Here is a 26,584-nt window from a genome sequence, read left to right on the forward strand (position 1 = left end):
ACTTCTTGTTCACATCCAATCCTCTTCAGGTAACACCGAATCACTCGATCCGGCCGTTATTCCAACCACCCTTTGACCCAGTCCATCACGGATTCGACCGGAGCCTGAATACCGCACGCGGAACCGGCGGCAGGTTCACTGCCGCGAATATAAGGCATCTGTACCGCATTCGGGCAGCCCGAAGCCGAGCCCAGACCAGTCTGACGATCCACCCAGGCCTGGGTGACGTTGTCCGGCATCGGCATATCCAACGGCAGCGGATCCGCCTTGCGCATGAACCCGGTCCAGACCTGCAGTGCACCGGTCGCACCGGTCAGCGGGGTCGGGCCATTGTCGTCACGCCCCAGCCACACCACCGACAGCAGATCCTGACTGAAGCCAGCGAACCAGCTATCACGCGAGTCGTTACTGGTCCCGGTCTTGCCCGCCAGATTCAGCGAACTGGGCAGTTGGCTGTAAACCGAGCGACCAGTGCCTTCACGCATGGTGCGCTGCATGGCGTTTTGCACCAGATAGATGGCGCCTGGATCGAAGCGCTGCTGGATCTGGAATGGATAACGACCGAGCGGCTCGCCATCGGCGGTCAGCACACTGCGAATGCCGCGCAACGGCGTATTGAAGCCACCGTTGGCCAGGGTCTGGTACATGCCCGCCACTTCCATCGGCGTCAGTGCCCCAGCACCGAGCAGCATCGACGGATAGGCCGGCCACTTGCGCTCGACGCCCAGTCGCTCGAGCGTCTTGAGCACGTTGGGCACGCCGATCTCCAGGCCGAGCTTGGCCGTCGACAGGTTGTAGGACTGCGCCAGCCCCTGATACAGGTAGATGGTGCCATGAGCCTTGCGGTCGTAATTCTGCGGCGTCCAGACCTGGCCATCCTGGCCCTTGATGGAAAACGCTTCGTCCTCCAGCCAACTGGTCAGGGTGTACTGACTCGGACGCTCCAACGCAGACAGATAAATAGCCGGTTTGATCAGCGAGCCAATCGGCCGCACAGCATCCAGCGCACGGTTGAAGCCGGCAAACCGCGGCTGACGGCTGCCAATCAATGCCTGGATTTCCCCAGTTTCAGGGTTGGTCACCACCATACCGGCCTGCACTTCATCCACGCCCTTGCGCCCGGCCAGGCGCTTGAGCGTCTCGGCCAGCGCCTCTTCGGCCTTGAGCTGCAGGATCGGATCGAAGCTGGTGAAGATGCGCAGGCCTTCTTCGGTCAGATCCTGCTCACGATAGTCTTCACGCAACTGACGCTTGACCAGATCGAGGAAAGCCGGGAACGAGCTGTCAGCCATGCTGCCGCGCGCGCTCACGCCAAGCGGCTTCTGTTTGGCTGCTGCTGCCTCCTCGGGGGTGATCGAGCCTTGCTCGGCAAGCAGATCGAGCACCAGATTGCGGCGCGCCAGCGCACGCTCGGGATTGCGCCGCGGGTTGAAGTAGGTGGGGCCTTTGACCATGCCCACCAGCAACGCGACCTGCTCCAGCTTCAGCTCGGAAACCGGCTGACTGAAGAAGTACTGGCTGGCCAGACCGAAGCCATGCACTGCGCGCTGACCGTCCTGACCGAGGAACACCTCGTTCATATAGGCCTCGAGAATCTCGCGCTTGTCGTAGTGCAGCTCGAGCAGCACCGCCATCATCGCTTCGGTGGCTTTACGCACCAGGGTGCGCTCGTTGGTCAGGTAGAAGTTCTTCACCAACTGCTGAGTCAGGGTGCTGCCGCCCTGCACCAGGCGCCCGGACGTGGCGTTGATCCACATGGCGCGGGCGATGCCCTTGGGCGACACGCCGAAGTGATCGAAATAGTCGCGATCCTCGACCGCCACCAGCGCATCGATCAGATAGGCCGGCACCTGATCCAGCTTGATCAGGATGCGATCCTCCTGATGCGCCGGATAAAGCCCACCAATCAGCATCGGCTCGAGTCGGGCTACCGCCAGGTTGCCGCCGTTGGCCTGGGTCAGACCGGCGACGTAATCGCCAGAAAAGCGCACACGCACCTTCTGTGACGGTTCGGCACCTTCATAGAACTGAAAGCCGCGACTGTGCAGTTCGATGTTGTTACCGGCCACCGACACTGCGCCCGGCCCGTTGACCGTGCTCTCGCGGCGGTAGCCCAGCGCATCGAGTTCACGCAGGAAATCGTCCTTGGCCAGCTTCTGCCCGACGAAAAGTTCGAGCGGCCTGGCGTAGACCTTCGCGGGCACCGTCCAGCGCTTGCCGGAAAACTTTTCCTGCACCACGGCATCGAGATAAACGGCAAAGCCGGCAAGGATCACCAGACCAACCAGACCGAGCTTGAGGCCCCAGGCAAACCAGGGACGCATACCGGACGAGCGGGATTTTTTGTTTGAGCGGGGGGAGCGTTTTCGAGTCATGGCGGGATTATACGCACTTTACATAGGGGCCAGCAGGCCGCCTGGATGGTTTGCAGAGCAGCTCACAGCGGCCATAATGCCCAGCTCGAACAGCGTCTAGAACAAGGATCGAACGTGAGCCAAGCCCTGATTGCCGCATTGCAGAACCCGGCCCTGTATCCGCATCCTGTGGATGGGTTTCAGGTCATTGAGACCCACATTTCCTGGGTTTTGCTCACTGGCCCCTACGCCTACAAGATCAAAAAACCGGTTAACTTCGGGTTTCTCGACTTCACCGAGCTCGATGCACGCCGTCATTTCTGCGAAGAAGAGCTGCGCCTCAACCAGCGCCTGACCCAGGATTTGTATCTGGACGTGTTGCCGATCGGCGGTAGTGAAGACGCGCCCAGTCTCGACGGCAGCACACCAGCCATCGAATACGCGCTGAAAATGCGCCAGTTCCCGCAGGAGCAACTGCTCAGCGCCATCCAGGCACGTGGCGAACTGAACGACGCCCATATCGACGCCCTGGCCGAGCAGATCGCCACCTTTCATCTGAACGCACCGAAGGTGCCGCAGGAACATCCGCTGGGTAGCGCAGAAGCGGTAATGGTTCCGGTGCAGCAGAATTTCGACCAGATTCGCCCGATGCTCAGCGAGCAGGCAGACCTGCAGCAACTCGATGCCCTCGAGGCCTGGGCCCAGTCCAGCTACGAACGCCTGCAACCATTGTTGAGCGAACGCAAGGCACAGGGGTTCATCCGCGAATGCCACGGTGATATTCACCTGGGTAACGCCGCTCAGATCGACGGTCGAGTGGTGCTGTTCGACTGCATCGAGTTCAACGAACCCTTCCGCTTTACCGACGTCACCGCCGATATCGCCTTCCTCGCGATGGACCTCGAAGACCGCGGCCTCAAATGCCTGGCACGTCGCTTTATCAGCGGCTGGCTGGAGCGCACTGGCGATTATGCCGCCTTGCAACTGCTGAACTTCTACAAGGCCTACCGCGCCATGGTGCGCGGCAAGGTCGCACTGTTTCGCCTGGGACAAGAAGAGAGTTCGGTACAACGGGCGGTGATCCTGCGCCAGTACCGCGCTTATGCTGCACTGGCGGAAAGCTACAGCGCCATTCCATCGCCCTTTCTGGCCATCACCCATGGCGTCTCGGCAGTCGGCAAGAGCCACGTAGCCATGCGCCTGGTCGAAGCACTGGGCACCATCCGCCTGCGCTCCGACATCGAGCGCAAGCGCCTGTTCGGCGAGCAAAGCGCCGAAGCCAAGGATCAGCTGGCCGCCGGTATCTACAGCACTGACGCCAGCCAGGCGACCTACCAGCGCCTGCATCAGCTGGCGCGTCAGACACTACTGGCAGGCTTCCCCGTGGTGATCGACGCAACCTATCTCAAGGCGGCGCAACGCCAGGCCGCCAGCGAAGTCGCCGAAGAGACCGGCGTGCCCTTCCTGATTCTCGACTGCCAAGCGCCGCAAGCCGTGATCGCTAGCTGGCTGGAACAGCGCCGCAGCGAGGGCCAGGACCCGTCCGATGCGACGCTGGAAGTGATCCAGGCCCAACAAACCAGCCGCGAGCCGCTCGACGATGAGGAGCAGAGCCACAGCAAGCGTGTCGATACACATGACAGCGCAAGCCTGGACAGCCTGGTCGAGCGTATTCGCCAGCGCCTGCCAGGGATCTGATCATCGCTCCAAGCGGTTAGCACGCCCTGCCAGGCAAACCCTGGCAGGGCTTCTATACTGCCGGTGAAGCCATCACCGGTATCCGCCATGAGTCAGCCACGCCAGCTTGATCATCCGCTCTACCACCTGCTGCACAACGACGATGTGAAAGGCTTCAATGCGCAGAAGCCAAAAGGCGTGGAGGTCGATCTGTCCGGTGGCGACTTTCGCGGGCTAGACCTGCGCAACATGGACACCGACGCCGTCAATTTCAACGACGCGTATTTCCGCGGGGCAGACCTGCGCGGCCTGGACTTCCGCAATGCCCAGATCGAAGGGGCCAGCCTGGCCCACGCGCAGATTTCTGGCGCCTACTTTCCAGCCGAACTGACCGCCGACGAGATTCTCATGTCGGTCAACTTCGGCACTCGCCTGCGCTATCGCACCAAGTAGCGCACTTCGAGCGACGACGCGAAGCACTCAGGCCATTGGCCGCTACACTTTCCGGCAGGCACGCCAACGTGAACCTTTCCCCCGCACGCATGGAGGCCCGATGAACGACGAACTGCAACACTTGAAGAACCTGGGCAAGACCTCGGCGCAGTGGCTGCACGCCGTAGGGATTCACAGCGCCAACGACCTGCGTCGCTACGGCGCTGTCGGAGCCTATCGCGCGGTCAGGGCGCGCGGTTTTCGTGCATCCAAGGTGCTGCTTTACGCCATCGAGGGCGCGCTGCTCAATGTGCATTGGAGTGAGCTCCCCCCCGCGCACAAAGCCGAACTGAACGGCAAGCTGGACGAAGCCCAGAGCCACAACAAGAGCTAGCTCACAACACCAGTGCAAGGTGATTTACTCGAAGAGCCGCACAGCCTATTGTTTCAGGGACCTTCGTGTGGTCAGCCAGTCCAGCCAGTTCAAGGAATTACGGTTATGTATTTACTCGGGGAGCAACCTGCCTACGCCGATCAGTTGATCAATCGCCTACAGAGTATCCCCACTCAGCTGCTGGAAGGGCTGCAACCCGCGGGTGAGCCACTGCGTCTGGAGCGTGTCGATGATCTGGCTCAGGTACTGCCTGGCAACCAGCTATTCATCATCGAGAACGGCCTGTTGCATGCGCTGGTCGATGAGCGCCCGTTGTTCTATCTGCAAGAGGGCGATCTGGTCGGCCTGCGCCAGGGCATCGACCTCCCCTCCTGCCGTTACAGCAGCGAAGAACCCATCAGCCTGATTCCCTACTCGCGCAGCGAAACGTTCCAGCACATCTATGCCAGCGAGCAGCGCCAGGAACAGTTCATTCAATATCTGATCGGCCATACCGCCCTACTGTCCGACGCACTGGCACGTTTGAAACAGCCGGAGATTCGTCCGGCGACTGGCTTCCAGCATTTCGCTGCCGGCGAGGAGCTGATTCATCAGGGCGATGAAGCTGACCACGTGTTCATCATCATCGAGGGCCACGCCGAGGCTTACGTCGACGGGCAGAAGGTCGGTGATGTGCAAAAGGATGAAATCTTCGGCGCCATGGCGGTATTCACTCGCGAGAAGCGCAGCGCCACGGTTGTCGCCAGCGAACCTTGCACGGTGATGGTGATTCCCAAGGAACAATTCCTCAGCCTGATGCAAAGCAACCCGCGCATCGCTCACAGCCTGATCGAGAGCATGGCACGACGCATCGACCTGCTGAACAAGGAAGTCACTCAGCTGCGCTTGCCTGGGGAATCCTGAGTCTCCATCCCACATCAGCGAACCCCGGCCCCGTGCCGGGTTTTTGCATTTATGAGGCCGGCAAAACTTTCTGAGAAAAGTTCTCAAAAGGGCGTTGACTATGTAATGAGAATTGTTATTATTATCTCAACTGGTCGCGAGATCAGCCGATAAGCTAAAGAGACCATTCAGTCGGACTCTTCAGATTATCTCCTCATCAGGCTAATCACGGTTATTGACCCGGCTCTTGCCGGGTCTTTTTTTGCCTGGACAAAAGTGCGTCATGCCGTCTCCACACGAAGCCCTTAGCAGGGTCTAGTCGTCGACCTGAGCCAGCCAGTCCGGCAAATTGAAATGCAGGCTGATGCGCGTGATCAGCCCGTGCTGGATCTCGAAGAAGGCGCCGACGCGCATCTCGTAACGCTGCCCGCAGGCCTCCGGCAGGCCATCATCAGTAGCCAGATACTCGCCGATAACGCGGTACTCGCAGGCCGCATGTCGCCCTTGTGGCTCGACCAGGATCACCAGCGACTCGATCATCTCGCGATAGCAATGCAGCTGCCGCTCCAGAAAAGCCGCGAAGGCGTCGCGCCCATGCTCGGTGAAACCCTGATTGGGCTGCAGAATCAGCTCGTCGCTGACCAGTGCCAGACAGGCGCGGATATCCCGATCATTGAGGGCGTTGAAATAACCTTGCAGCAGGTCGCGAACGTCTGTGGACATAGGTCAGGCTCCGAATCGGCAAAGCGCCGAGGATACCTTGCAGGCAGCCCACGAAAGGCGGCTAGGGTCGCAGTTTGGCGCAGTGATCCTGCTCCGGCTGCGCTGCCGTGAACCAGACGTAATCGGCCATAGTAGCGTCCACCGCACGGCCGACTTCGGCCAATATCAGCACCGCGCTGCCAGCCTGCGCGCTGAGGTCCGCCAGGTGCAAGGGTACGCCGAGATCCTTGCGCACATGAAAGGCGCCGGCCAGCAGCAGGCTTGGCTGTGGCGCCGCCAACAGAGCCTCGGCCATGCGCCGATCACGCTGTTGCTGTACAGCAAGCATCGCCGGCAACTGGCTGTCCGGCAGCAGGCCGCAGTGCGACTCACGGATATCCGCCAGCAAACGCTCCTGCACCTCGGCTGCACCAGAGCGCTCGCCCCCGAGCGTCGGGCGCTGGCGATAGATCTGCATGATCTCGGCACGATCCAGATTGGCCGCAAGCAAGGGGTAGGGCTGCCGCAATTGATGCATCACCAGCGGCCCGTAAAGCGACCAATCCCATCCAGGTTGCCAGGCCAGGGTATCGAACGGATCGGTAATCGCCTGCCCCGCGCGCGCAGCTGTCCGGGCCTGATCGACTTTGTTCTGCTGATCAGGATTGAGCATCTCCATCAACACGCTGCCCTGCGGGCGCAGCCTGGATAGCTCGCGCAATAGCCAAAGCTGCAGGGCATGGTGATCAGGATTGTCGTGCTGCTCACCGACCAGTACCCGCTCGGCCAGTGCCAGGCGATCCAGCAGTTGCTCAGGGTCGATAGTGCGTCCGCTGGCCAGATCGACGATACGCCCCAGATCAGCATGCTCATGCCCCAGCGGAGCAAGCGGTACCGGCAGCGGCAGCATCGGTCGGCTCTGGCAGGCAGCCAGCAGCATCAGACAGCTCAGCAGTACAGCTCGCATCGAGGGCTCCAACATTATTCAGCGTGCGATGATCAGCGGGTGGCCGCGTTCGGGATGAGTCTGCACCAGCACTTCCAGACCGAACACGGCCTGCAGGGGCTCGGCCCGCAATACTTCGGCAGGCGTACCCAGCGCATGCGCCCGGCCCTGCTCCAGCAACAACAGGCGATCACAGTAACGCGCGGCCAGATTGAGGTCATGGAGGATCACCAGCACCGCCGCGCCGGATTCGGCCAAACGACGAACCGCCCGCAGGCAGGTGTGCTGATGCAGCGGATCGAGCATCGAGGTCGGCTCATCAAGCAGCAGGATCTGCCCCTCGCCTCCCGGCCACAGCTGCGCCAGCACCCGCGCCAGGTGCACGCGTTGGCGCTCCCCGCCGGACAACGCCAGGTAGCTGCGCCCCGCCAGGTGAACAGCATCGGCTGCCTGCAGCGCCTGCTGGACGATCTGCGCGTCGAGCACGCGCCCGCTGTCATGCGGCAGACGGCCCATGGCGACCACTTCCTCGACACGAAAGGCGAAATTCAGACTGGAACTCTGCGGCAGGACGGCCAGACGTCTGGCCCGCTCCGGCCCGGCCCAATCATCGAGCGCGCGCTGATCCAGCGTCACCTGCCCGGCGCTGGCCGGCAGCTCGCCGGTCATCGCCGCCAGCAGGGTGCTCTTGCCCGCACCGTTGGGCCCCAGCACACCCAGCACTTCGCCGGGGTGCAACTGCAGATCGATGCCACTGAGCGCCACGCCCTGGCCGCGGCGGACTTCCAGCTGTTCAACCCGCAGCATCAGCTTCGCCCCCGCACCAGCAGATAAAGAAAGAACGGCGCGCCGATCAACGCCGTGACGATGCCAATCGGCAACTCGGCAGGTGCCAGTGCCAGGCGCGCGACCAGATCGGCCAGCAGCAACAGGCTCGCACCGGCAAGCGCGGATGCAGGGAGCAACAGGCGATGATCGGGGCCCACCAGCAGGCGCATCAGATGCGGCACCACAAGGCCGATGAAACCGATCAAGCCGGCGGCCGCCACCGCAGCACCGACACCCAATGCCGTGCAGAACACCAGCTCGCGCTTGAGGCGCTCCACATCGAAACCAAGGTGGCGCGCCTCCGACTCGCCCAGCAGCAGCGCGTTCAACGCCCGTGCCCGTCGCGGCAACCACAGCGCCACGGCCAGCGTGGCCAGCAACAGCGGCCAGAGTCGCGCGTAACTGGCGCCGTTGAGGCTGCCCAGGTTCCAGAAGGTCAGGGTGCGCAGGGTCGCATCGTCCGCCAGGTAGGTGAACAGACCGATGGCCGCCCCCGCGAGCGCGGTCAGGGCGATGCCCGCCAGCAACATGGTCGCCACATTGGTCTGCCCGTCACGTCGGCCCAGACGGTAGACCAACGCCGTGACCAGCAAGCCACCGACGAAGGCACAGGCCGACAGCAGATAGGGCGCGAAGGCTTCGGGTAAACCACCGAACGCGGCGCCGCCGACAATGGCCACCGCAGCGCCCAGCGCAGCGCCGCTGGAAACACCCACCAAACCGGGGTCAGCCAGTGGATTGCGAAACAGCCCCTGCATCGCCACGCCACAGAGCGCCAGCACCATGCCCACGGTCAGCCCGAGCAAGGTGCGCGGCATGCGGATCTGCGACAGGATCAGTTCGGCCTGCTGTAGCGATGCATCCGCCGTGAGAGGCAGGCCCAGCAGACGCAGTGCTGCACGCATGGTATCGCCCAGTGGCAGACTGACCGGTCCGAGCGCCAGCGACAGCCACAGCACGAGCACGAGCAGCAGGCCCAGTACGATGAACAATGGGCGCGTCGAAAAAGGTGAGGTCATGGCTCGCGCTTGGCTTCGGCTGTCGGAAATTGGCTGGCAGGATAAAAGCCTGCAGCGAGCATCGCCAGCCCATCCGGCACGCGCGGCCCAAGACCGCCGACCAGCAGGGTCGGGTCCAGCGCCAGTAAACGTCCCTCGCGCGCCGCGCGGGTACCGGCCAGGGCAGGATTCTGCTGCAGCAGGGCCTGCCTGGCCGCGTCACCCTCCAAGGCGCGATCAGCCACCACCACGACCTGCGGATCGAGCGCCAGCAGCGCTTCGCTGGACAACGCCTTGTAGCCGCTGTGACTGGCCAGATTGCGCCCGCCGGCACGGCTGATCAGCCAGTCGGCAGCGGTGTCGATACCACCAACCAGCGGACTGCCACCGGCATGACCGAGCAATAGCAACACACCGGGCGCGTCTTGGCTGCGCTGGGCCTGCTCGACCCACTGCTGCTGGGTCTGCAAGCGCGCCTGGTAAGCAGCGAAGGCGCGTTGCCCTGCCGCCTCATCACCGAGCAACTGGCCCAGCCGCTGCAGGTTGGCCTGCAGGCTGTCTAGCTCGGCTCGCGCAGTCAGGCGCTCGATGCGCACACCCGCCGCTGCCAGTTGCGCGAGCACCGGCGGCGGGCCCATTTCTTCACTACCCAGCAGCAGATCCGGGCGCAGGGCCAGAATGCCCTCGGCCGCCAGTTGCCGCTGATAACCGACGCTGGGCAGCTTGGTCAGCGAGGCGGGATGACGACTGGTGCTATCGACGCCCACCAGCTTGCTCTCACCGCCGAGCAGCACCACCCACTCACTCAGAGCGCCACCGGAACTCACCCAGCGCTGCGGCAGCGGCTCGGCCGCCAGCACCATATTGGGAAATAGCAGGACGGCCGCCAGGCCGCCCAGGATATTGGCAAGACGCATGATCTTGACTCCTCGAAGATGACATCGACCGGCCAGCCGTTGCAGGTGACCGGCACACTCGGCTCAGGCCAGCACAGGCAGTGACTCGGCCAGCTCGCGCCAGTCGGCGCGCTCGGCCATACCCGGCTTGCGCGCACCGAACAGCTGGACCACCAGCTCGCCCTCGGCATCGAAGGCCTCCAGACTGGTGATCACGCCGTCGATGCTGGGTTTGCGCACGCGCCACAACTCGACCACACCGCGCGTCTGCAGGTGCAGGTTGAAGTCGGGGTCAAGCACGTTGAACCAGCTGTCCATCCAGCGCAGGTTGTGCACCGGGCCGGTGTGGATCTGAATGCAGTGGCGGTTGCCAACGAACACCATGATCGGCACTTCACGGGCAGCGGCCTGCTCCATCAGCGCCGTCAACTCGGAGGTCGCCAACGGTTGCGCCCATTGCTCACCAGCCAGGCGCAGCGCCTGGGTACGGGCCACCTCATGCTTCTTCAAAAGGGCGAAGAAATGGTGGGTGTCCTGCAGCGTCGCCCAGCCCTCACGCAGCGCCTGACTGTCGATATCGGCGTCGACCTTGCGCAGCGGCGCAGCAGGCGGCGGCAACAACTGCAGCTCGGCGCTCTGCTCGCCAGAGAAGCGCTCGATCAGCGGCTGCCAGGCGCTCAGCTCACTACGTTCGGTCAGGTAGACCTTGTGCACGGCAACGCCCTGCTGGTCGAACACCTGGATGCTGCGCTGGGTGCCCTTGGCGGTTTCCTCGGCGATGGCGAACACGCTGGCCCAGCCACCGAGGAAAAGACGCAGGTCGATATCTGCCGACACCACCAGGCCCATCTGCCCGGATGCGGCAACACTCACCTCGCGGTACAGCCCCTTGCGCTCATGGACGCAGTGCTCGTTGCGGGTCAGCACCATCACATGGCCGAGCGCGCCGAGTGCCGGCAGCAACTCGGCCCAGTCCGGGCGCAGCCGTCGCGCATCGATACCCAGACGGCTAGCAGTCAGCTCGGCCTCGCTCACGCCCAGCTGTGCTGCCGCCTCGCGGGCGCGCAGACGTGGTTGTTGCAGACGCAGCGCCTGCCAAGCCTGGTAAAGATTGACCGCCTGAGCGGCAGCAGTTGGAGCGGTACTCATGAGAACAGTCCTTCCTCGCGGGCGATTGCCAGTGTCTTTGCGGTACAGACCTCAGGTCAGCGCCAACAAAACAGAGCGATAATCTACATGAGAATCACTTATATAGAGTAGTAATCCACCCCTAATCACTGTAACGCCGCCAACCTTGGGCATAGGCGTCGTACCCGAGCATGGATGCGCCCTCTTTCTTCTTGCGGGATAATCCGCCCCTGTTGCGGCGCTATGCGCCACCTTCTCCGGAGGGAGAAGATCATCAGAGGTCGCCACTAAGCGACTTCCACGCTAACGGGAAACCGCGATGATCCGCTTGTGCGCCCCACACGAACTGGCCGAAGGTCAGAGCCGGGGCTTCGTCATAGACCAGCTGAACCTGCTCGCCGTGCGCAGGGCTGGCCAGGTACATGCCTACCTCAACCGCTGCCCGCATCGCGGCATTGCACTGGAATGGCAGAAGGACGATTTTCTCGATGACAGCGGCAGCCTGATCCGCTGCGCGACCCATGGCGCGCTGTTTCTGATCGAGAACGGCGAATGCGTGGCGGGCCCCTGCGAGGGGCAGGCACTGCTAATGCTGGAATGCAGGGAAGATGCGAACGGAATCTGGATCGCCCCGTAGCGCCTACTCCAGCACCTCCAGCCGGCGAACCAGGGCGATCCCTTCGGGACTGAGTTCGGCGCCGTAGGCCAGTACCTCAACCCCCGCGGCTTTGGCCTCGCGCAAGCCGGCAGCGTAAGTCGGATCGATTTCCTCGGCAGCGCGCACAGCGCGGATTTCCGAGAGGTTCACGCAATACAGCTGCACGGTCCGCACACCGGCACGCGCCAGCGCCGCCAGCTCGCGCAGATGCTTGGCGCCGCGCTGCGTCACCGCATCGGGAAAGGCCGCCACATCGCTGCCATCGAAACCCAGCGTCACGCTCTTGACCTCGACATAGACCGGTCCGTGCGGGTAATCAAGACGAAAGTCGGCGCGGCTGTTCTCCACGCCGTAAGCCACCTCGCGCTTGAGCGCGGTGAAGCCGGCCAGCTCCGCGATCAGCCCGGCGCGCAGCGCCTCTTCCACCAGCGCATTGGCCCGCGCGGTATTGATGCAGGCCAGGCGCCCTTGCGGCGTTTCGCTGATTTCCCAACTGCCCGGTAACTTGCGTTTGGGATCCTTGCTGCGGCTGAACCACACCCGGCACCCTTCGCTCATGCAATTGAGCATCGAGCCGGTGTTGGCGCAGTGGATGGTCATCTGCTCGCCGCTGGCGGTCTCGATATCGGCGAGAAAGCGCTTGTAGCGACGCAGCAGGCGCCCTTCTTCCAGCGGCGGGTCAAAGCGCATCGGGCTTCCAGCTCTTCAGGCCGCGGGCGATACGCTCGACCGCCTGCTGCAGGCGCTCGACATTCTGCGTGTAGGCGAAACGCACATGGTGCCCAGCCTGATAGCGACCGAAATCCAGACCAGGGGTGAAGGCCACATGCTCGGTTTCGATGAAGTGCCGGCAGAAAGCGAAGGCGTCGCCGCCAAAGGCGCTGATATCTGCATATAGATAGAAGGCACCTTCCGGCTCCACGGCGATACCAAAGCCCAGCTCGCGCAACGCCGGCAACAGGTAGTCGCGGCGGCGCTGGAATTCGTGACGACGCTCTTCGAGGATCGCCAACGTGGCCGGCTCGAAGCAAGCCAGCGCGGCATGCTGGGCCATGCTCGGCGCACTGATGTAGAGGTTCTGCGCCAGCTTTTCCAACTCAGGCACGGCCGCCTCGGGCGCGACCAGCCAACCCAGGCGCCAGCCGGTCATGCCGAAATATTTGGAGAAGCTGTTGAGCACGAAGGCGTCGTCATCCACCTCCAGCACGCTCGGCGCGTCGCAACCATAGGTCAGGCCGTGGTAGATCTCGTCCACCACCAGATGGCCGCCGCGCTGCTTGAGGCAGGTCGACAGCGCCGCCAGCTCGTCCTTGTGCAGCAGGGTGCCGGTCGGGTTGGCCGGCGACGCGACCAGGGCGCCGACACTGTCCGAGTCCCAATGCCGCTCCACCAGGTGCGGAGTGAGCTGGTAACGCACGTCCGGGCCGACCGGCACCAGTTGTGCGGCGCCTTCGACCAGGCGCAGGAAGTGGCGGTTGCAGGGATAGCCGGGGTCGGCCAGCAGCCAGTGCTTGCCCGGATCGACCAGCAGACTGGCGGCCAGCAGCAATGCACCGGAGCCGCCCGGCGTCACCAGAATGCGCTGCGGGTCGAGATTCAACCGGTAACGTTCGGCGTAGAAGCCTGCGATGGCTTCACGCAGCTGCGGCAGGCCGCGCGCGGCGGTGTAGCGGGTGTGCCCGGCGGACAGTGCGGCCTGTCCGGCGCGGATGATCGGCTCGGCGGTGGTGAAATCCGGCTCGCCAATCTCCAGGTGAATCACATCGTGACCAGCCGCCTGCAATTCGTTGGCACGCGCCAGCAAGGCCATCACATGAAAGGGTTCGATGGCGCGACTGCGCGCACTGTAGAGCTGGGCCATGGGTCTGTCTTCAGGGTTGCGAGGCGCGGATTCTAGCAGGGCAGCTTGAGCCCGCGGCAAGGTCACCAAAGCGCCGCTACGCTTACTGGCCAGTCACATGCAGATTTCGTTCACACCCGGGACAAGGCAGAGACAACCGGGAGTAGCGCGCCCCGATTCGATCTGGTAAGTTCGCCGGCTTGCAGTCGCAGGGCCGGACAAACGCCTGGCAATGGAATAACCTGCGCGATGGATTAGAAAGAGTGAGAGGCGTCATCCATGCCCACAAAAGAAAAAGCCAAAAGCACCAGCCAGCTGATTCGTGGTTTCGAGCCTTATCAAGAGAAGAAGGGCGAGGAATACATGAGCGAGCCGATGCGCGCTCACTTCACCAGCATCCTCAATAAGTGGAAGCTGGAGCTGATGCAGGAAGTCGACCGTACCGTGCACCACATGCAGGACGAAGCGGCCAACTTCCCGGACCCGGCTGACCGCGCCAGCCAGGAAGAAGAGTTCAGCCTGGAACTGCGCGCCCGTGACCGCGAGCGCAAGCTGATCAAGAAGATCGACGAGACGCTGCAACTGATCGAAGACAACGATTACGGTTGGTGCGACTCCTGCGGCGTCGAAATCGGCATCCGCCGCCTCGAAGCCCGCCCGACCGCGACTCTTTGCATCGACTGCAAGACGCTGGCGGAAATCAAGGAAAAGCAGATCGGTTCCTGATCTGACGACGGGGCGCTTAGGCGCCCCGCTCTGTTTCTGGCCTTGGCCCCATGAACACTGCCTATATCGGGCGCTTCGCCCCCACGCCCAGCGGCTATCTGCACTTCGGTTCACTGGTCGCCGCCCTCGCCTCCTACCTCGATGCCCGCGCCGTCGGCGGCCGCTGGCTGCTGCGCATGGAGGACCTCGACCCGCCACGGGAAATACCTGGCGCCCAGGACGCGATCCTGCGCACGCTGGAGACCTACGGTTTCGAGTGGGACGGCGAACTGGTGCGCCAGAGCGAGCGGCATGCCGAATACGCAGCGGTTATCGCCCGCCTGTTCAGTCAGGGTCTGGCCTATGCGTGCACCTGTTCGCGCAAGCAACTGGAAGGCTACGCTGGCATCTATCCGGGGTTCTGCCGTAACGCCTGCCATCCTGATCACGATGCCGCCATCCGCCTGCGCGTACCGGAGCTGGACTACCACTTCATCGACCGCGTGCAGGGCGAATTTCGCCAGCACCTGGGCCGAGAAGTCGGCGACTTCGTGATTCGCCGCCGTGACGGCCTGTTCGCCTATCAGCTCGCCGTGGTGCTGGACGATGCCTGGCAGGGTGTGACCGACGTGGTGCGTGGCGCCGACCTGCTCGACTCCACGCCGCGCCAGTTGTACCTGCAGGAACTGCTCGGGCAGCCACAACCGCGTTATCTGCACGTGCCGCTGATCATCCAGCCCGATGGCCACAAGCTGGGCAAGAGCTACCGCTCGCCACCGCTGCCCGCCGATCAGGCCGGGCCTCTGCTGCTGCGCGCATTACGTGCCCTGGGCCAGCAACCGCCCAGCGACCTGCAAGGCGCGGCACCTGCCGAGCTTCTGGCCTGGGGCATCGTCAACTGGAACGCCACGCGCATTCCACGCAGCCGCACCTTGGCCGAAGCGCAATTGAAGTAGCCGTAGCCCGGATGCAATCCGGGAACGATGTGCAGGCATCCCCGGATTTCATCCGGGCTACGCGCCAGACAAGCTGGCTTCAAGTTTGTGGCTTGAAGCGCGCAGCTTCCTTTACCATCGCGGCATCTTTCGACGAGATGTCACATGTATATCTACCGACTGGTTCTGATCCTGGTAGTGGGGATCTACCTGTTCTCACCGGCCATCATGGACTGGTGGATCGACCCCAATGGCGCCTGGTATCGGCCTTATCTGCTGTGGCTGATCCTGATCGTCGTCACCTTCATTCTTCAGAGCCAACGCGATGCTGACGAGCTTTAGCCTGAGCGAACTGATCCTGATCAGCGCCGGCTATCTGCTAGTGCTGTTCGGCGTCGCCTGGGTCAGTGAACACGGTCTTATCCCCCGCTGGATCATCCGCCACCCGCTGACCTACACCCTGTCGCTGGGCGTCTATGCCAGCGCCTGGGCCTTCTACGGCACGGTGGGCCTGGCCTATCAGTACGGTTACGGTTTCCTTGCCAGTTACCTGGGCGTTTCCGGTGCCTTCCTGCTGGCACCAGTGTTGCTCTACCCGATCCTGCGCATCACCCGTACCTACCAGCTGTCATCGTTGGCCGACCTGTTCGCCTTTCGCTTTCGCAGCACCTGGGCCGGCGCACTGACCACGCTGTTCATGCTGATTGGCGTGCTGCCGCTGCTGGCTCTGCAGATCCAGGCGGTGGCCGACTCCATCGGCATCCTCAGCCGCGAGCCGCTGCAGGAGAAAGTGGCACTGAGCTACTGCGGCCTGATCATCCTGTTCACCATTCTCTTCGGCGCGCGCCATATCGCCACGCGCGAGAAGCACGAGGGCCTGGTGTTCGCCATCGCCTTCGAATCGCTGGTCAAGCTGGTCGCCCTCGGCGTCATCGGCTGGTACGCGCTGTATCAGGTGTTCGGCGGCCCGCGTGAGCTGGAATTGTGGCTGGTGCAGAACCAGGCGGCGCTGGCCACGCTGCACACGCCGCTGCAGGAGGGCCCATGGCGCACCCTGCTGCTGGTGTTCTTCGCCTCGGCCATCGTCATGCCGCACATGTACCACATGACCTTCACCGAGAACCTCAATCCGCGCGCCATGGTCAGCGCCAGCTGGGGCCTGCCGCTGTTCCTGCTGCTGATGAGCCTGGCCGTGCCCCTGATTCTCTGGGCCGGTCTCAAGCTTGGCGCCACCACCAACCCGGAATACTTCACCCTGGGCCTGGGCATCGCCGTGAACAGCGAGGCGCTGGCGCTACTGGCCTATGTCGGCGGCCTCTCCGCCTCCAGCGGGCTGATCATCGTTTCCACCCTGGCGCTGTCGGGCATGGCGCTGAACCACCTGGTGCTGCCGCTGTACCAGCCACCAGCGGAAGGCAACATCTACCGCTGGCTGAAGTGGACCCGCCGCACGCTGATCGCCTGCATCATCATGGCAGGCTACGGCTTCTACCTGCTGCTCGGCGCCCAGCAGGACCTGGCCAACCTTGGTATCGTCGCCTTCGTCGCCACCCTGCAGTTCCTGCCCGGTGTGCTCTCGGTGCTGTATTGGCAAACGGCCAATCGCCGCGGCTTCATCGCCGGCTTGCTGGCCGGCATCAGTGTCTGGGCACTGACCATGCTGCTGCCGCTGCTGGGCAACCTGGAAGGCTTCTACCTGCCGCTGTTCAACGTCATCTATGTGCTCGACGACGCCAGCTGGCACCTCGCAGCCATTGCCTCGCTCGCCGCCAACGTACTGGTGTTCACCCTGGTGTCGCTGTTCACCGAGGCCAGCCCCGAGGAAAAGAGCGCCGCCGAAGCCTGCGCGGTGGACAACGTGCGCCGCCCGCAACGACGCGAGCTGGTCGCCGTGTCGCCTCAGGACTTTGCCGCACAACTGGCCAAGCCACTCGGCGCCAAGACCGCACAACGTGAAGTCGAACAGGCACTGCGCGATCTGCATCTGCCCTTCGACGAAAGCCGCCCCTATGCCCTGCGCCGCCTGCGCGACCGCATCGAGGCCAACCTGTCCGGCCTGATGGGGCCGAGCGTGGCGCAGGACATCGTGGAAACCTTCCTGCCCTACAAGTCCGGCAGCGAGGGTTATGTCACCGAGGACATCCATTTCATCGAGAGCCGCCTGGAAGACTACCAGTCGCGCCTTACCGGCCTCGCCGCCGAGCTCGATGCCCTGCGCCGCTACCACCGCCAGACCCTGCAGGAGCTGCCAATGGGCGTGTGCTCGCTGGCCAAGGATCAGGAGATCCTGATGTGGAACCGGGCCATGGAAGAGCTCACCGACATCCCCGCGCAGCGCATCGTCGGCTCGCGCCTGAGCACCCTGAGCGAACCCTGGCAAAGCCTGCTGCAGGACTTCATCGAACGCCCGGATCAGCACCTGCATAAACAGCACCTGGCGCTCGACGGCCAGATCCGCTGGCTCAACCTGCACAAGGCGGCCATCAACGAACCGCTGGCCCCTGGTAACAGCGGCCTGGTGCTGCTGGTCGAAGATCAGACCGAAACCCAGATGCTCGAAGACAAGCTGGTGCATTCCGAGCGCCTAGCCAGTATTGGCCGCCTGGCCGCTGGCGTGGCCCACGAGATCGGCAACCCGATCACCGGCATCGCCTGCCTGGCGCAGAACCTGCGCGAAGAGCGCGAAACCGATGGCGAGCTGACCGAAATCAGTGGGCAGATCCTCGAACAGACCAAGCGCGTCTCGCGCATCGTCCAGTCGCTGATGAGCTTCGCCCACTCCGGCAGCCACCAGCGCAGCGACGAGCCGGTATGCCTGGCCGACGTGGCGCAGGACGCCATCGGCCTGCTGTCGCTGAACAAACGCAACTTCGATATCCAGTTCTACAACCTGTGCGATCCGCAGCACTGGGCCTGTGGCGATCCGCAGCGTCTGGCCCAGGTACTGATCAACCTGCTATCCAACGCGCGTGACGCTTCGCCACCTGGCGGCGCCATCCGCGTACGCAGCGAGGCCAGCGAGCATACCGTCGACCTGATCGTCGAGGATGAAGGCAGCGGCATTCCCAAGGCGATCATCGACCGCCTGTTCGAACCCTTCTTCACCACCAAGGACCCCGGCGAGGGGACCGGCCTGGGCCTCGCGCTGGTCTATTCGATCGTGGAAGAGCATTATGGACAGATAACAATCGACAGCCCGGCTGACCCCGAGCGCCAATTGGGCACTCGAATTCGGGTCACCCTGCCAAGGCATGTCGAGGCGACGTCCGTAGCGATGTAAACAGCGAGAGAGGCTGCCAATGGCACCTCCGTGACCGTCGAGAGACCGAATTGATGCCACATATTCTTATCGTCGAAGACGAAACCATTATCCGCTCTGCCTTGCGCCGCCTGCTCGAACGCAATCAGTACCAGGTCAGCGAAGCTGGCTCGGTACAGGAAGCCCAGGAACGCTACAGCATTCCCACCTTCGACCTGATCGTCAGCGACCTGCGCCTGCCCGGGGCGCCTGGCACCGAACTGATCAAACTGGCCGAAGGCACCCCGGTGCTGATCATGACCAGCTACGCCAGCCTGCGCTCGGCGGTGGACTCGATGAAGATGGGCGCAGTCGATTACATCGCCAAGCCCTTCGATCACGACGAAATGCTGCAGGCGGTCGCCCGCATCCTGCGTGACCGCCAGGACGCCAAGAGCGCACCCGCGCCAGCTGCCAACAGCAACACGCGCAGTGGCAATACCGAGAAAATCGTCGACAACGCCAACGGCGAGATCGGCATCATCGGTTCCTGCGCGGCCATGCAGGAGCTCTATAGCAAGATTCGCAAGGTCGCCCCCACCGACTCCAATGTACTGGTGCAGGGTGAGTCCGGCACGGGCAAGGAGCTGGTTGCGCGCGCCCTGCACAACCTCTCCAAGCGCGCCAAGGCACCGCTGATTTCGGTGAACTGCGCCGCCATTCCGGAAACCCTGATCGAGTCCGAGCTGTTCGGCCACGAGAAAGGCGCCTTCACCGGCGCCAGCGCCGGGCGTGCCGGCCTGGTGGAGGCGGCCGACGGTGGCACGCTGTTCCTCGACGAAATTGGCGAGCTGCCGCTGGAAGCCCAAGCCCGTCTGCTGCGCGTGCTGCAGGAAGGCGAAATTCGCCGGGTCGGCTCGGTGCAGTCGCAGAAGGTCGATGTACGTCTGATCGCTGCTACGCACCGCGACCTGAAGACGCTGGCCAAGACCGGCCAGTTCCGTGAAGACCTTTATTACCGCCTGCACGTCATCGCCCTCAAGCTGCCAGCGCTGCGTGAGCGAGGCAGCGACGTGACCGAGATCGCCCAGGCGTTCCTCGTGCGCCAGTACACCCGTATGGGCCGCGAGCCGTTGCGCTTCGCTCATGATGCCGAGCAGGCGATCCGCCATTACCCCTGGCCGGGTAACGTGCGCGAACTGGAAAACGCCATCGAGCGCGCGGTGATTCTCTGCGAGGGTACGGAAATTTCCGCGGACCTTCTGGGCATCGACATCGAGCTGGACGATCTGGATGACGAGGACTTCGGCCTGCCGGCGGCAGGCGGACAGAGCAGTGGCAACAGCCACGAACCTACCGAGGATCTGTCACTGGAGGACTACTTCCAGCACTTCGTCCTCGAGCATCAGGACCACATGACCGAGACCGAGCTGGCCCGCAAGTTGGGCATCAGTCGCAAATGCCTGTGGGAACGGCGTCAGCGCCTGGGCATTCCGCGACGCAAATCCGGTGTGACCAGCGGCCCTTGACGCCACGGCTGCGGTGACAACCTGCCCGCACTGGGGTTCCACAGGTTGTTACCGTTTCAATATCTCGTAACAAAGGCCGGGTCTATCGGTAACGAAAACCCGGCCTTTTTCTCCCCCACCAAACACCCAAGATTGCCGCAAACCCTTGATTTACAAGGAATCGCAAAAACTGGCACGGCATCTGCTTTATCTCTGGCACAACAACAATAACAAGCAATGCCCTACACAATAAGAACAAGACGTAACGACTCCAGAACAACAAAAACAACAAGGTACGGAGGCGCAGCTAACTGATTCTTTTGGAGAGGAGTTGCCGCGAGGGGTTCGCCCCAGCGACCAGGCTGAGAACAATAAAACTGCCTCAAGGCAGCGCCGGAACTGGTTGATTAAGGCAGCATCAGCGTCCAAAGAAATCCGTTTGCTATTGGCTCCCCTCTCTGGGGAGCACCCGGTAAGCCACGGCAAGCCGGGAAGGGCCGAACAACAAAAACAACAGGCCCTCAATAACAATAAAAAAATAGCACGCACCAACTTGGGGGGGAGCTTCGGCTCCCCCAGTAGCTTCCGGTCCTCGGATCCCCGCCTGCCGCCCGTCCATACACCTTCTCCCGACACGATGCTAGAATCCGCAGCAATCATGCGGTCATCGTTTCGCATGCAGTTGAAAAACCTTGCCGAAGCAAACTGCTTTTGACGCCGTGATGCTCACGCAATTCGATTTTCAAGCGCATGCGCAGCAGGCCGACCACTACTCCAAACAGTGCATCCCATGCTGAAAAAGCTGTTCAAGTCTTTCCATTCACCTCTGCGCCGTGCCCCACGTCCACGCAGCACTCCCGAAGTGCTGAGCAGTAGCCAACATCCGCTCAAGCGCAACGAGATCAGCCGTCACGCCATCAGCGTGGTCGAGCGCCTGCAGAAGGCCGGCTACCAGGCCTATCTGGTCGGCGGCTGCGTACGCGACCTGCTGCTGGATATCGACCCCAAGGATTTCGACGTGGCCACCAGCGCCACGCCCGAGCAGGTCCGCGCGGAATTCCGTAACGCTCGGGTGATCGGCCGCCGCTTCAAGCTGGTACACGTTCATTTTGGTCGCGAGATCATCGAAGTGGCCACCTTCCGCGCCAATCACCCTCAGGGTGATGAGGAAGAGAACAGCAATCTGGCGTCGCGCCACGAGAGCGGCCGCATTCTGCGCGACAACGTCTACGGCACACTGGAAGACGATGCCCAACGCCGCGACTTCACCATCAATGCGCTGTACTACGATCCGACCCAGGAACATATCCTCGACTATGCCCGCGGCATGCACGACGTGCGCAACCATCTGGTGCGCCTGATCGGTGATCCGGAACAGCGTTACCTGGAAGACCCGGTGCGCATGCTGCGTGCGGTGCGTTTCGCCGCCAAGCTCGACTTCGAGATCGAGAAGCACAGCGCCGCGCCGATTCGCCGCCTGGCGCCAATGTTGCGCGACATTCCCTCGGCGCGTCTGTTCGACGAAGTACTCAAGCTGTTCCTCTCCGGCTACGCCGAATACACCTTCGACCTGCTACTCGAACACGACCTGTTCGCCCAGCTGTTCCCGGCCAGCGGCGCAGCGCTGAAGCAGAATCCGCAGTACACCGAGAAGCTGATCCGCCAGGCGCTGATCAACACCGACGATCGTATTCACGATGGCAAGTCGGTCACACCGGCCTTTCTCTTCGCGGCGCTGCTGTGGCCTGCGCTGCCGGCCCGCGTGCTGCAACTGCAGAACAAGGGCATGCCGCCGATTCCGGCGATGCAGGAAGCCGCCCATGAACTGATCGCCGAGCAGTGCCAGCGCATTGCCGTACCCAAGCGCTTTACCATCCCGATTCGCGAGATCTGGGACATGCAGGAACGCCTGCCGCGCCGCAGCGGTAAACGTGCCGACCTGCTGCTGGAAAATCCGCGCTTCCGAGCCGGCTACGACTTCCTCCTGCTGCGCGAACTGGCCGGGGAAGACACCGGCGGCCTGGGCGAATGGTGGACGGACTATCAGGACGCCAACGACAGCGAGCGTCGGCAGATGATTCGCGACCTCGCCAGCAAAGGCGAAAGCACCGGCAACGCGCCGCGCAAACGTCGCCGCAGCAACAACAATCGCCGTAAGCGCAGCGACGAAAGCGGCGGCGAGTGATGGAGCGGGTTTACATCGGCCTCGGCAGCAACCTGGCCGAACCCCTGCAACAGCTGCGCGCGGCCTTGCACGCCATCGCCCACCTGCCGCGCAGCCAATTACAGGCGCACTCGTCATTCTACATCAGCGATCCCCTTGGCCCGGCCGATCAACCGCGTTACGTCAACGCCGTGGCGGCGCTGGATACCGAGCTGGAGCCCTGGCAGCTGCTTGATGCGCTGCAACGCATCGAGCAGGAACAGGGGCGCGTGCGCAAGGCCGAGCGCTGGGGCCCGCGTACGTTGGACCTAGATATCCTGCTGTTCGGTGAGCGCCTGATCGACGATGAGCGTCTGACCGTGCCGCACTACCACATGCAGGCGCGCCCCTTCGTGCTCTATCCGCTGGCCGAACTGGCCGCAGAGCTGCAGCTTCCGGACGGCCGCAGCCTCGATGCATTACTGGAAGCCTGCCCCTTTACCGGCCTGGAACGCCTGGCCGAGTAGCCCAGCCGGCCTCTGCGGGACGGGCTTTAGCCGTGACCCGACAAGCTCGCCGCTGAAGCGTCTCCCACAGGGCGGCCCCTTGCGCAACCCGACATCCCGCGCATTGGCGGTAACGCCAGTAACAGAGCGGTAACACCTGCAATTGACTTCACGCCCCCCCATCAGGACTATAGGCGTCCCGTCGCCCTGCGCGGGGCGCACCTTTGATGCCAATCCAGGCCGGATTGCAGCCAGATAGAAGCGGTATACCGAGCCTGAGCGAGGACCTTTGAAATGCCTGACGTTACCCTGACCACCCTGCAGAGCCTCAAGCAGAACGGTGAAAAGATCGCCATGCTGACCTGCTATGACGCCACCTACGCCCATGCGGCCTGCCAGGCGGGTGTCGACGTGTTGCTGGTCGGCGACTCCCTGGGCATGGTCCTGCAGGGCCACGACAGCACCCTGCCGGTCAGCGTCGAGGAGATGGCCTACCACACCGCCTGCGTCAAACGCGGCAACCAGGGCGCACTGATCGTCACCGACCTGCCATTCATGGCGTACGCCACCACCGAGCAGGCTCTGCACAACAGCGCCAAGCTGATGCAGGCCGGCGCGCATATGGTCAAACTGGAAGGCGCCGGCTGGCTGGCCGAGCCTATTCGCCTGCTGGCCGAACGTGGCGTACCGGTGTGCGCGCACCTGGGCCTGACCCCACAGGCGGTGAACATCCTCGGTGGCTACAAGGTACAAGGCCGTCAGGAAGCGCAGGCACGGCAGATGCGCGCCGATGCCATGGCACTGGAGCAGGCCGGCGCTGCCATGCTGCTGCTCGAATGCGTGCCGAGCGAACTGGCTGCAGAAATTACCCAGGCAGTGAAGATTCCGGTGATCGGCATCGGCGCTGGCAGCGCCACCGATGGTCAGGTGCTAGTGCAGCACGACATGCTCGGGCTGTCGCTATCGGGCCGCGCACCGAAGTTCGTACGCAACTTCATGGAAGGCCAAAGCAGCATTCAGGGTGCTTTCAGCGCTTACGTAAAGGCCGTCAAGGACGGCAGCTTCCCCGCCGCCGAACATGGCTTTTCCGCATGAACATGGTGAAAACCCTGCGCGAGTTGCGCGCAGCCGTCGCCCAGGCACGGGCCGAAGGCAAGCAGATCGGTTTCGTGCCGACCATGGGCAATCTGCACGCGGGTCACGTTTCGCTGGTGGAGATCGCCGCCCAACGCGCCGACTTCGTGGTTGCCAGCATCTTCGTCAATCCACTGCAGTTCGGCGCCGGTGAAGATCTGGACAAGTATCCGCGTACCCTCGCCGCCGACCAGGAAAAACTGCTGGCAGCCGGCTGCCACCTGCTGTTTCACCCCGATGTTGCGGAAATCTACCCACACGGCATGGGTGATCAGACCCGCATCAGCGTTCCCGGTGTTTCCGAAGGTCTCTGCGGCGCCAGCCGTCCGGGGCATTTCGAAGGTGTGGCGACGGTGGTGACCAAGCTGTTCAACATGGTCCAGCCTGATCTGGCCGTGTTCGGCGAGAAGGACTACCAGCAACTGGCGGTGATCCGCGCGCTGGTGCAGGACCTGAACATGCCGATCCAGATCATCGGTGCGCCGACTCAACGCGCCGAGGACGGCCTCGCGCTGTCCTCGCGCAACGGCTACCTCAGCGACGAACAACGCGCCGCCGCCCCTGCGCTGTATCGAGGCCTGCAAGCGATTGCCGAGGAACTGCGCCGCGGCGCCCGCGACTACCCGCGGCTTATCGAGACTGCCCAGGCGCAACAGCGTGCTGCTGGTTTCGTGCCCGACTACCTGGAGATTCGTAACGCGCTGAATCTGCGCCCGGCACAGGTCGACGACCATCACCTGGTGATTCTGACCGCTGCACAGCTGGGTAGCACCCGTCTGATCGACAATCTGGTGGTTGAACTGCCGCGCCAGTAGCTGCCTGCAAAGGCAGCCGGTTACACTCTCAAAGGCCCGGATCGATCCGGGCCTTTTGCTTTTGTGGATCAGGAGCTCCGATGGCCTATTACCAGCAGCCTCACGACGTCACCACCCTGCCCGCCTGGCAGGCCCTGCAGCAACATCGTGCCGAGATGGCCGGTTTCAGCATGCGCGAGGCCTTTGCAGCGGATACAAGGCGCTACCAGCGATTTTCTCTCGACAGCTGCGGGCTGCTGCTGGATTACTCGAAAAACCTGATCGATGAGCGCGGCCTCGAGCTGCTGATTCAACTGGCCGAGCAGGCCGGTCTGCAGGAGTCCATCGCCAACCTGTTCAACGGTGAGCAGGTCAATGCTTCGGAAGGCCGCGCCGCACTGCACACGGCCCTGCGCAGCCCGATTGGTCGCCGCCTGCTGGTCGACGGCCATGACATCATCCCCGAGGTCCATCGCGTCCTGAACCAGGTCACCGAACTGGTCAGTCGCATTCACAGCGGCCTGTGGCGCGGCTACAGCGAAAAACCGATCAAGGAAGTGGTCAACATCGGCATTGGCGGCTCCTTCCTCGGCCCGCAACTGGTTTCCGAAGCACTACGCCCGTTCACCCAACGCGGTGTGCGCTGCCACTACCTGGCCAATATCGACGGCAGCGAATTCCGCGAACTGACCGCCCGCCTCAACCCGGAAACCACCCTGTTCATCGTTTCCAGCAAGTCCTTCGGCACCCTGGAAACCCTGAAGAACACCCTGGCCGCGCGCGACTGGTACCTGGCCATGGGCGGCCCGGAAGAGCAGTTGCATCGCCACTTCATCGCCGTGACCAGCAACCGAAAGGCCGCCATCGAGTTCGGTATCGGCGAAGAGAACATCTTCCCCATGTGGGACTGGGTTGGCGGGCGTTACTCACTGTGGTCGGCCATCGGCCTGCCCATCGCCCTGGCCATCGGCGTATCCAACTTCAAGGAACTGCTGGCCGGCGCCTATGCCATGGACGAGCACTTCACCCAGGCGCCACTGGCCGAGAACATGCCGGTGCTGATGGCCCTGCTGGGCATCTGGTATACCAATTTCTGGGGCGCGCAGAGCCACGCCATCCTGCCCTACGATCACTACCTGCGTAACTTCACCAAGCACCTGCAGCAGCTGGACATGGAATCCAACGGCAAGAGCGTGCGCCAGGACGGCACGCCGCTGGACATCGCCACCGGCCCGATCATCTGGGGCGGCGTCGGCTGCAACGGCCAGCATGCCTACCACCAGTTGCTGCACCAGGGCCGTCTGCTGGTGCCGGCGGACTTCATCGTCCCGGTCAACAGCTACAACCCGCTGTCCGACCATCACCAGTGGCTGTTCGCCAACTGCCTGTCGCAAGCCCAGGCGCTGATGCAGGGCAAGACGCGTGAGGAGGCCGAAGCCGAACTGCGTGCCAAGGGCATGAATGAGGCCGACGTGCAGCGCCTGGCGCCGCACAAGGTCATTCCCGGCAACCGTCCGAGCAATATCCTGGTGATGAACCGCATCGCGCCGTTCGAGCTGGGCGCACTGGTGGCCCTGTATGAGCACAAGGTCTTCGTACAGAGCGCCATCTGGGGCATCAACGCCTTCGACCAATGGGGCGTGGAGCTGGGCAAGGAGATGGGCAAGGAGGTCTATCAGCGCCTGACCGGCCAGGTCGACAGCAGCGCCTCGGATGCCTCGACCCAGGGCCTGATCGACCACTTCCGCGAGCGCCATCGCGGCTGATCCATCGCCCTTCGCGCCGCCCGGCACCTGAGAGCAGGGCGGCGCTGTGCTGGCCCACTGAACATCGCCCCTTGAACCAAGCACCTGCTTGGGTGCACCCTTGTGATTGTTGCGGACAAA

24 protein-coding genes are annotated in these 26,584 nt (G+C 63.1%); 15 read left to right on the forward strand and 9 right to left on the reverse strand.

Features of this window, described 5'->3' with window-relative positions; genetic code table 11:
* Positions 1-56: 56 nt before the first annotated feature.
* On the reverse strand, positions 57-2,375 hold the full coding sequence (gene mrcB, locus BLT86_RS13700) for a penicillin-binding protein 1B (protein WP_026088419.1): 2,319 nt from the start codon (positions 2,373-2,375) through the stop codon (positions 57-59).
* Positions 2,376-2,489: 114 nt separating this feature from the next.
* Here mrcB and BLT86_RS13705 point away from each other — a divergent pair, with 114 nt between their 5' ends.
* The 4 genes from BLT86_RS13705 to BLT86_RS13720 all read left to right on the forward strand — a co-directional run bounded on the left by BLT86_RS13705 (position 2,490) and on the right by BLT86_RS13720 (position 5,760).
* Positions 2,490-4,052 carry a bifunctional aminoglycoside phosphotransferase/ATP-binding protein gene (locus BLT86_RS13705; protein ID WP_017675296.1) on the forward strand — a complete coding sequence of 521 codons (1,563 nt, stop codon included), beginning with the start codon at positions 2,490-2,492 and terminating at the stop codon, positions 4,050-4,052.
* Positions 4,053-4,139: 87 nt separating this feature from the next.
* The gene (locus tag BLT86_RS13710; protein ID WP_017675297.1) at positions 4,140-4,484 is read left to right on the forward strand and encodes a pentapeptide repeat-containing protein; all 345 of its coding nucleotides are present in this window, start codon (positions 4,140-4,142) and stop codon (positions 4,482-4,484) included.
* Between the two features lie 100 nt (positions 4,485-4,584).
* A complete protein-coding gene (locus BLT86_RS13715) occupies positions 4,585-4,857 on the forward strand; it encodes a TfoX/Sxy family protein (RefSeq protein ID WP_017675298.1) in 273 nt (90 codons plus the stop codon).
* A 105-nt stretch (positions 4,858-4,962) separates the two neighbouring features.
* Complete coding sequence (locus BLT86_RS13720) at positions 4,963-5,760, forward strand: cyclic nucleotide-binding domain-containing protein (protein ID WP_017675299.1); 798 nt, start codon at positions 4,963-4,965, stop codon at positions 5,758-5,760.
* A 294-nt stretch (positions 5,761-6,054) separates the two neighbouring features.
* Here BLT86_RS13720 and BLT86_RS13725 read toward each other — a convergent pair whose 3' ends face one another.
* From BLT86_RS13725 to BLT86_RS13750, 6 genes are all read right to left on the reverse strand, one after another.
* Positions 6,055-6,462, reverse strand: coding sequence for a nuclear transport factor 2 family protein (locus BLT86_RS13725; RefSeq protein ID WP_017675300.1), 408 nt, complete (start codon positions 6,460-6,462; stop codon positions 6,055-6,057).
* A gap of 61 nt (positions 6,463-6,523) precedes the next feature.
* Complete coding sequence (locus BLT86_RS13730; protein ID WP_017675301.1) at positions 6,524-7,408, reverse strand: ChaN family lipoprotein; 885 nt, start codon at positions 7,406-7,408, stop codon at positions 6,524-6,526.
* 18 nt (positions 7,409-7,426) lie between these two features.
* The gene (locus BLT86_RS13735) at positions 7,427-8,194 is read right to left on the reverse strand and encodes a heme ABC transporter ATP-binding protein (RefSeq protein ID WP_017675302.1); all 768 of its coding nucleotides are present in this window, start codon (positions 8,192-8,194) and stop codon (positions 7,427-7,429) included.
* Positions 8,194-9,180 carry a FecCD family ABC transporter permease gene (locus BLT86_RS13740; protein WP_162237624.1) on the reverse strand — a complete coding sequence of 329 codons (987 nt, stop codon included), beginning with the start codon at positions 9,178-9,180 and terminating at the stop codon, positions 8,194-8,196. Before BLT86_RS13740 ends, BLT86_RS13735 begins: the two co-directional genes overlap by 1 nt.
* Positions 9,181-9,230: 50 nt before the next feature.
* On the reverse strand, positions 9,231-10,130 hold the full coding sequence (locus tag BLT86_RS13745) for a heme/hemin ABC transporter substrate-binding protein (protein WP_017675304.1): 900 nt from the start codon (positions 10,128-10,130) through the stop codon (positions 9,231-9,233).
* Between the two features lie 63 nt (positions 10,131-10,193).
* Complete coding sequence (locus tag BLT86_RS13750; protein ID WP_092377411.1) at positions 10,194-11,258, reverse strand: hemin-degrading factor; 1,065 nt, start codon at positions 11,256-11,258, stop codon at positions 10,194-10,196.
* A gap of 298 nt (positions 11,259-11,556) precedes the next feature.
* Here BLT86_RS13750 and BLT86_RS13755 point away from each other — a divergent pair, with 298 nt between their 5' ends.
* Positions 11,557-11,874 (forward strand): Rieske (2Fe-2S) protein, encoded by a 318-nt coding sequence (locus tag BLT86_RS13755; protein WP_017675306.1) that lies wholly within the window; start codon positions 11,557-11,559, stop codon positions 11,872-11,874.
* 3 nt (positions 11,875-11,877) lie between these two features.
* Here the strand turns inward: BLT86_RS13755 and sfsA are convergent, their stop codons facing one another.
* Together sfsA and BLT86_RS13765 are read right to left on the reverse strand one after the other, a co-directional pair.
* Positions 11,878-12,585, reverse strand: coding sequence for a DNA/RNA nuclease SfsA (sfsA, locus tag BLT86_RS13760; RefSeq protein WP_017675307.1), 708 nt, complete (start codon positions 12,583-12,585; stop codon positions 11,878-11,880).
* Positions 12,575-13,756, reverse strand: coding sequence for a pyridoxal phosphate-dependent aminotransferase (locus BLT86_RS13765; RefSeq protein ID WP_017675308.1), 1,182 nt, complete (start codon positions 13,754-13,756; stop codon positions 12,575-12,577). The genes sfsA and BLT86_RS13765 overlap by 11 nt, the downstream gene beginning before the upstream one ends.
* Positions 13,757-14,014: 258 nt before the next feature.
* On the opposite strand from BLT86_RS13765, the gene dksA reads away from it, so the two are divergent.
* The 10 genes from dksA to pgi all read left to right on the forward strand — a co-directional run bounded on the left by dksA (position 14,015) and on the right by pgi (position 26,464).
* Positions 14,015-14,461 (forward strand): RNA polymerase-binding protein DksA, encoded by a 447-nt coding sequence (gene dksA / locus BLT86_RS13770; RefSeq protein ID WP_017675309.1) that lies wholly within the window; start codon positions 14,015-14,017, stop codon positions 14,459-14,461.
* A gap of 50 nt (positions 14,462-14,511) precedes the next feature.
* Entirely contained in the window at positions 14,512-15,396 is an 885-nt protein-coding gene (gene gluQRS / locus BLT86_RS13775; RefSeq protein WP_017675310.1) for a tRNA glutamyl-Q(34) synthetase GluQRS, read from the forward strand.
* A 144-nt stretch (positions 15,397-15,540) separates the two neighbouring features.
* Positions 15,541-15,717 carry a hypothetical protein gene (locus tag BLT86_RS13780; RefSeq protein ID WP_003244646.1) on the forward strand — a complete coding sequence of 59 codons (177 nt, stop codon included), beginning with the start codon at positions 15,541-15,543 and terminating at the stop codon, positions 15,715-15,717.
* Positions 15,701-18,655, forward strand: a complete 2,955-nt coding sequence (locus BLT86_RS13785) for a sensor histidine kinase (RefSeq protein ID WP_026088420.1) — start codon at positions 15,701-15,703, stop codon at positions 18,653-18,655. The genes BLT86_RS13780 and BLT86_RS13785 overlap by 17 nt, the downstream gene beginning before the upstream one ends.
* Before the next feature lie 53 nt (positions 18,656-18,708).
* Positions 18,709-20,142 (forward strand): sigma-54-dependent transcriptional regulator, encoded by a 1,434-nt coding sequence (locus tag BLT86_RS13790; RefSeq protein ID WP_017675312.1) that lies wholly within the window; start codon positions 18,709-18,711, stop codon positions 20,140-20,142.
* A gap of 769 nt (positions 20,143-20,911) precedes the next feature.
* Positions 20,912-22,306, forward strand: a complete 1,395-nt coding sequence (locus BLT86_RS13795) for a polynucleotide adenylyltransferase PcnB (protein WP_017675313.1) — start codon at positions 20,912-20,914, stop codon at positions 22,304-22,306.
* Positions 22,306-22,791: a 2-amino-4-hydroxy-6-hydroxymethyldihydropteridine diphosphokinase gene (folK, locus tag BLT86_RS13800; protein ID WP_017675314.1), complete on the forward strand. Its 486-nt coding sequence runs from the start codon at positions 22,306-22,308 to the stop codon at positions 22,789-22,791. Before BLT86_RS13795 ends, folK begins: the two co-directional genes overlap by 1 nt.
* A gap of 273 nt (positions 22,792-23,064) precedes the next feature.
* Positions 23,065-23,865, forward strand: a complete 801-nt coding sequence (panB, locus tag BLT86_RS13805; RefSeq protein ID WP_017675315.1) for a 3-methyl-2-oxobutanoate hydroxymethyltransferase — start codon at positions 23,065-23,067, stop codon at positions 23,863-23,865.
* On the forward strand, positions 23,862-24,719 hold the full coding sequence (panC, locus tag BLT86_RS13810) for a pantoate--beta-alanine ligase (RefSeq protein ID WP_092377414.1): 858 nt from the start codon (positions 23,862-23,864) through the stop codon (positions 24,717-24,719). The genes panB and panC overlap by 4 nt, the downstream gene beginning before the upstream one ends.
* 80 nt (positions 24,720-24,799) lie before the next feature.
* Complete coding sequence (gene pgi, locus BLT86_RS13815) at positions 24,800-26,464, forward strand: glucose-6-phosphate isomerase (RefSeq protein ID WP_092377417.1); 1,665 nt, start codon at positions 24,800-24,802, stop codon at positions 26,462-26,464.
* Positions 26,465-26,584: the final 120 nt, after the last annotated feature.

The sequence above is a fragment of the Pseudomonas sihuiensis genome (genome assembly GCF_900106015.1).
Lineage (GTDB): Bacteria > Pseudomonadota > Gammaproteobacteria > Pseudomonadales > Pseudomonadaceae > Aquipseudomonas > Aquipseudomonas sihuiensis.

What these genes read in the sequence shown, in the direction of transcription:
- BLT86_RS13725 (WP_017675300.1), bottom strand. Translation starts at nt 6,462, where the DNA reads ATGTCCACAGACGTTCGCGACCTGCTGCAAGGTTATTTCAACGCCCTC.
- sfsA (WP_017675307.1), bottom strand. Translation starts at nt 12,585, where the DNA reads ATGCGCTTTGACCCGCCGCTGGAAGAAGGGCGCCTGCTGCGTCGCTAC.
- BLT86_RS13710 (WP_017675297.1), top strand. Translation starts at nt 4,140, where the DNA reads ATGAGTCAGCCACGCCAGCTTGATCATCCGCTCTACCACCTGCTGCAC.
- pgi (WP_092377417.1), top strand. Translation starts at nt 24,800, where the DNA reads ATGGCCTATTACCAGCAGCCTCACGACGTCACCACCCTGCCCGCCTGG.
- BLT86_RS13795 (WP_017675313.1), top strand. Translation starts at nt 20,912, where the DNA reads ATGCTGAAAAAGCTGTTCAAGTCTTTCCATTCACCTCTGCGCCGTGCC.
- gluQRS (WP_017675310.1), top strand. Translation starts at nt 14,512, where the DNA reads ATGAACACTGCCTATATCGGGCGCTTCGCCCCCACGCCCAGCGGCTAT.
- BLT86_RS13785 (WP_026088420.1), top strand. Translation starts at nt 15,701, where the DNA reads ATGCTGACGAGCTTTAGCCTGAGCGAACTGATCCTGATCAGCGCCGGC.
- BLT86_RS13720 (WP_017675299.1), top strand. Translation starts at nt 4,963, where the DNA reads ATGTATTTACTCGGGGAGCAACCTGCCTACGCCGATCAGTTGATCAAT.
- BLT86_RS13730 (WP_017675301.1), bottom strand. Translation starts at nt 7,408, where the DNA reads ATGCGAGCTGTACTGCTGAGCTGTCTGATGCTGCTGGCTGCCTGCCAG.
- panC (WP_092377414.1), top strand. Translation starts at nt 23,862, where the DNA reads ATGAACATGGTGAAAACCCTGCGCGAGTTGCGCGCAGCCGTCGCCCAG.
- BLT86_RS13755 (WP_017675306.1), top strand. Translation starts at nt 11,557, where the DNA reads ATGATCCGCTTGTGCGCCCCACACGAACTGGCCGAAGGTCAGAGCCGG.
- BLT86_RS13765 (WP_017675308.1), bottom strand. Translation starts at nt 13,756, where the DNA reads ATGGCCCAGCTCTACAGTGCGCGCAGTCGCGCCATCGAACCCTTTCAT.
- BLT86_RS13715 (WP_017675298.1), top strand. Translation starts at nt 4,585, where the DNA reads ATGAACGACGAACTGCAACACTTGAAGAACCTGGGCAAGACCTCGGCG.
- BLT86_RS13745 (WP_017675304.1), bottom strand. Translation starts at nt 10,130, where the DNA reads ATGCGTCTTGCCAATATCCTGGGCGGCCTGGCGGCCGTCCTGCTATTT.
- BLT86_RS13735 (WP_017675302.1), bottom strand. Translation starts at nt 8,194, where the DNA reads ATGCTGCGGGTTGAACAGCTGGAAGTCCGCCGCGGCCAGGGCGTGGCG.
- BLT86_RS13750 (WP_092377411.1), bottom strand. Translation starts at nt 11,258, where the DNA reads ATGAGTACCGCTCCAACTGCTGCCGCTCAGGCGGTCAATCTTTACCAG.
- folK (WP_017675314.1), top strand. Translation starts at nt 22,306, where the DNA reads ATGGAGCGGGTTTACATCGGCCTCGGCAGCAACCTGGCCGAACCCCTG.
- mrcB (WP_026088419.1), bottom strand. Translation starts at nt 2,375, where the DNA reads ATGACTCGAAAACGCTCCCCCCGCTCAAACAAAAAATCCCGCTCGTCC.
- BLT86_RS13780 (WP_003244646.1), top strand. Translation starts at nt 15,541, where the DNA reads ATGTATATCTACCGACTGGTTCTGATCCTGGTAGTGGGGATCTACCTG.
- dksA (WP_017675309.1), top strand. Translation starts at nt 14,015, where the DNA reads ATGCCCACAAAAGAAAAAGCCAAAAGCACCAGCCAGCTGATTCGTGGT.
- panB (WP_017675315.1), top strand. Translation starts at nt 23,065, where the DNA reads ATGCCTGACGTTACCCTGACCACCCTGCAGAGCCTCAAGCAGAACGGT.
- BLT86_RS13790 (WP_017675312.1), top strand. Translation starts at nt 18,709, where the DNA reads ATGCCACATATTCTTATCGTCGAAGACGAAACCATTATCCGCTCTGCC.